Genomic DNA, 4,030 nt, shown 5'->3' with positions numbered 1-4,030 from the left:
CTTCTCCCGGGCGACAATTCTGAGGTAAAGTTTGCCGCCTATTACCCTTACGTGAGCTCAATCTCTGAGAACACGGCTTCCTATATCATCAGCAAGGGAAGCGACCAGCCGGTACTCTTTGCAACGCAGAGTGGCACAGCAGCCAATCCCAAGCTCCCCTTTACCTTCAAGCACAAGCTGGCTCAGGTGAAGATCATCCTCTCCGCTCAGGAGGGTCTCAGCCTCGATGACCTCTCTACCGTGCTCTTCAAGGGCGGTGTGACCGACGTGAAGATGAATGTCCTCACCGGAGAGCTCACCACCGGTACCACGAAGGGCGATATCACCCTGACGAAGGAGGCAAAGGGCACCTACAGCTCTTATGTCGTGCCTCAGGCTGTGGACAACACCTTTGCCTTTGTGATGACACTGGGCGGGAAGAGTTTCACCCTTAGCATGGACAAGGTGAATAAGGCACCGACCAAGCTGGATAGCGGTTTCTCCTACACCTTTAAGGCCAAGCTGACCAAGGACGGCAAGGTGGTCAATCCTGACGGCAGCACCATCGGCGATATCGATGACGGCGGCACAGGAGATGGTGGCGAAGTCACCCCCGACGATCCGTCAGCGAAGGCGCTGCCCTTTGTGAATGACTTTAAGGCTGCCACTTCCCTTGATCCCTTCTCTGCATTCAGCGAGACTGGCGATGAGGCGTGGAGGATCAGCAACGACGGACAGTACAAGAATGGCGCCTCCATGAGTGGTTACAAGGGCGGGGCAAAGGCAAATGTCGACTGGCTCATCACTCCTGCTCTGGACTTCACCGGTGCGACTGCCCCCAAGCTCTTCCTTAATCACACCATCGGTCATGCCGGTAACGTGGAGGAGGAGCAGCAGGTACTGATCTCAAAGGACTATGTCTCCGGTGATCCCACCAAGGCGACCTGGACCAAGCTAACGATCACCTACCCCGGCAAGCCTGCCGAGGGGAAGAACTTCAGCACCACCGACTCTGAGACGGATCTCTCCGCCTACGCCGGCGAGAAGAACATCCACATCGCTCTCAAGTACACCAGCACCGATGAGGCTTCTGCTCAGTGGCAGATCGGAAAGTTTGAAGTGAAAGAAACGGGAAGTACTGAGCCCGGTACTGAGGAGCCCGGTACTGAAGAGCCCGGAACAGATCCGGAGCAGCCTACCACCGGCAACCTCCTCTTCCCCGGAGCCGACTTCGAGGACTGGACCGCCTTTACCGGCAAGCTCAATAACTTCGGACTGAAGAACTACGCCACCCAGGCTGACGATCCGGATCAGGGTAAGGTACTCCACATCAATGGCACACCGCAGAAGAATGACTACATCTTTACGGTACAAAATGTGGAGGTCAAGGCGGCTAACCCCATGAAGATCACCTTTAAGCTGAAAGGAGAGTGCGCAGGCAAGAGTATCTCCATTAACGTTTATGACAAGAGTGGTACCTATGCCAAGTACAACTTGGGAGATATAACTACCGATGCAACGATCGGTGTAGCCGACTCTAATCAGTACGGTGGCTCCATCAATACAAACGGCAAGTGGATCACGATCACGCTTGATCTGACCGGAGTCGAAGTCAATACCTCGGGCAGTGGCAGCCTTTTTGCCCTTAAGGTGGGCAAGGAAGTAGCCTGGGACGTTATGGTCGATGACTTCAAGATCGAGTAAGTAGACCTTATACCATACGACAAAGCGGTCGACAGCCTCTTGTGGCTGCCGACCGCTTTTGCTTTTACCCCCTATGCCCTACTCTTGCTCTCGCAATTTCTCCAAGTCAAGGAGCTGCCCCTCGTGAGCGAGGAGGGAGCGGGGGAAGACCTCCTTCGCCTCCGCAAGGAGGATCGACTCCTCCGTCTCGGGCGTGTAGCGGGAGGAGAAGTGACCGAGGAGGAGATGTCCCGCTCCGGCAAGTCTTGCCACCTCGGCCGCCTGACGGGGGGTGGAGTGACCGCGCTGCTTGGCGAGTTCGCTCCACTCCTCTCCGAGGGTCGCCTCATGGTAGAGCAGGTCGACCCCGCGGACATAGTCCGCCGTCGCTTCCCGGTAGATCGTGTCGGAGCAGTAGGCATAGCTGAGCGGGCGTCGACTCGGTGTGGTGACAGAGGCAGCCGGGACGATCGACCCATCCTCCCTGACGTAGTCACGCCCCTGCTTGAGGCTACCGAAGTAGGCCATTGGGACCCCGGCCCGATCGGCCGCCTCCCGGTCGAGGTGTGGCAGCAGTGGCGCCTCGTCAAAGCGGTAGCCGACACAGGGGACGCGGTGCTTGAGCGGAAAGCACGAGACTGTCACCGACCGATCCTCGTAGATCACCGTCCGACCGGTGGGCGCACACTCGTGCACCTCGATCTCTGCATACCGCTCCTCCCCCTTCTCTCCAGTGAAGTAGCGGACGACCCGATCGACAAAGTCTGCCGTACCTACCGGTCCGTAGATATGGATCGGGTGATCAAAGCTCATCAGCGACATCGTACTGATCAGCCCTGGCAACCCGAGGCAGTGATCGCCGTGCAGGTGGGTGATAAAGATGCGGTGCAGGCTCGCTATCGGCACGCCATAGCGCATCATCTGGAGCTGAGTCCCCTCTGCACAGTCGATGAGGAAGGCCTTATTGCCTCTCAGTCGCACCACTTGTGCGGAGGGGTTGTGACCAAGGGAGGGCTTGGCTGCACCACAGCCCAGCACCTGGACATACATCCCGACGCCGATCTCCGGTCTACTCATTATCGTCGGAGGCAATGCCGTAGGTCTCCCCCACTCGGTCCCTTAAGGCGGTGAGTCGCTCGCGGACTTTCATCAGACGCTCCCTCACCTCAAGGTCGACATCTAAGTCAGGGTGATCCAGCTGCTCCGCAGCAGCCTGCAGGGTCATCCCCCGCACCTCGACTAAGTAGTAGATCCGCTCGATCAGCTTCAGGTCATCGATGGAGTAGCGACGAGAGCCGCTTGGCATCCGTCGCGGAGAGAGCGAGGTCCCCTTCTCCCAATACCGCAGGACATGCTCCCCGACTCCGAAGAATGCAGCCGTCTCCTTGATCGTGTATAGCCTGCGCGGCAGGCTATCTATGTTTTTCCTCTGTCCGGTCCTCTCTTTTCTCATAGTCTCTTACTTCAGGGGGAGAAGGTCTAAGCGGTGGGTGTAGGTAAGATAGCCGGTGCCGATGGGATCAGCGTAGACAAAGAGGACACCGAGCTGAGGCTGTCCCTCAAGAATCTCCTTCGCTCGCTCCAGTCCAACTGCCATAAAGGCGGTCGCCCAGGCATCAGCCTCCATGGTCGTCGGGGCAACGACCGTAGCCTCGAGGATGTCACTATGGGCGGGTCGTCCCGTGACGGCGTTGACGGTGTGGGCGACCTTCTTCCCCTCGATGACCTTATAGTTGCGGTAGTCTCCGCTGGTGGCGACCCCCATTTTCTCACACATCTCGATCTTACCGAGGAGTTCATTGACCGTGGAGGTATTGTCCTCGATCGGTTTATTGATCCCGAGGCTCCAGCACTCGCCCCGAGGATTGCGCCCATGGCAGGTCACCTCACCACCGATCTCGACCATATAGTCCTCCACCCCGTAGTGCTCCAGCGTCCGAGCGACGAGGTCGACGACATACCCCTTGGAGAGCGAAGCAAGCCCCATGGAGAGCCGAGGGTCGTCCTTGGTGATCCGATGGGCAAGGGTGTCGATGCGAAGGTGTCGGTACCCGACAAACCGGAGCACCGAGTCGACCTGCTCGTCAGTCGCCAGCCGGGTCACCCCCTTCTTGGTTCCGAAGCCCCAAATATCGAAGAGCGGACCACCGGTGACATCATAGACGCCATCCGTTGCCTCGCTCACGATCATCGCCTGCCGCAGTACCTCCTCCAGCATAGGATCGGTTCGGTCGCTGGTATTGGCATTGATCCGGGAGACGACGGAGGTGGGATCAAAGTTATTGAGTACCGCATTGAAGGCATCCATCGTCGAGTCTATCTGCTCAGCCAGGGGCTCTTCGGCACGATAGGTCACGGTGTAGTAGGT

The 4,030-nt window shown here is 58.1% G+C and carries 4 protein-coding genes; 1 reads left to right on the top strand and 3 read right to left on the bottom strand.

The genetic code is table 11. From position 1 onward, the window contains the following. Positions 1–1,683: fimbrillin family protein (locus Q0F21_RS06045; protein WP_297238305.1), on the top strand; the 1,683-nt coding region annotated here is incomplete at its 5' end. Positions 1,684–1,761: 78 nt separating this feature from the next. Here Q0F21_RS06045 and Q0F21_RS06040 read toward each other — a convergent pair. The 3 genes from Q0F21_RS06040 to Q0F21_RS06030 form a co-directional block, all read right to left on the bottom strand. Continuing rightward, positions 1,762–2,739 (bottom strand): ribonuclease Z, encoded by a 978-nt coding sequence (locus Q0F21_RS06040; RefSeq protein WP_297238304.1) that lies wholly within the window; start codon positions 2,737–2,739, stop codon positions 1,762–1,764. Continuing rightward, a complete protein-coding gene (locus Q0F21_RS06035) occupies positions 2,732–3,115 on the bottom strand; it encodes a MerR family transcriptional regulator (RefSeq protein WP_297238302.1) in 384 nt (127 codons plus the stop codon). The genes Q0F21_RS06040 and Q0F21_RS06035 overlap by 8 nt, the downstream gene beginning before the upstream one ends. Positions 3,116–3,121: 6 nt before the next feature. After that, the coding region (locus Q0F21_RS06030) for an FAD:protein FMN transferase (protein ID WP_297238300.1) at positions 3,122–4,030 on the bottom strand (909 nt) is incomplete at its 5' end.

Origin of the sequence: uncultured Porphyromonas sp. (assembly GCF_934359325.1) — a bacterium.
Lineage (GTDB): Bacteria > Bacteroidota > Bacteroidia > Bacteroidales > Porphyromonadaceae > Porphyromonas_A.
The sequence above is the reverse complement of the archived record's forward strand: the minus strand, read 5'-3'. Positions and strand labels throughout refer to the sequence as shown.

Excerpts from the sequence above, each read along its gene's own strand:
- Q0F21_RS06040 (WP_297238304.1), bottom strand. The coding sequence starts at position 2,739 with ATGAGTAGACCGGAGATCGGCGTCGGGATGTATGTCCAGGTGCTGGGC.
- Q0F21_RS06035 (WP_297238302.1), bottom strand. The coding sequence starts at position 3,115 with ATGAGAAAAGAGAGGACCGGACAGAGGAAAAACATAGATAGCCTGCCG.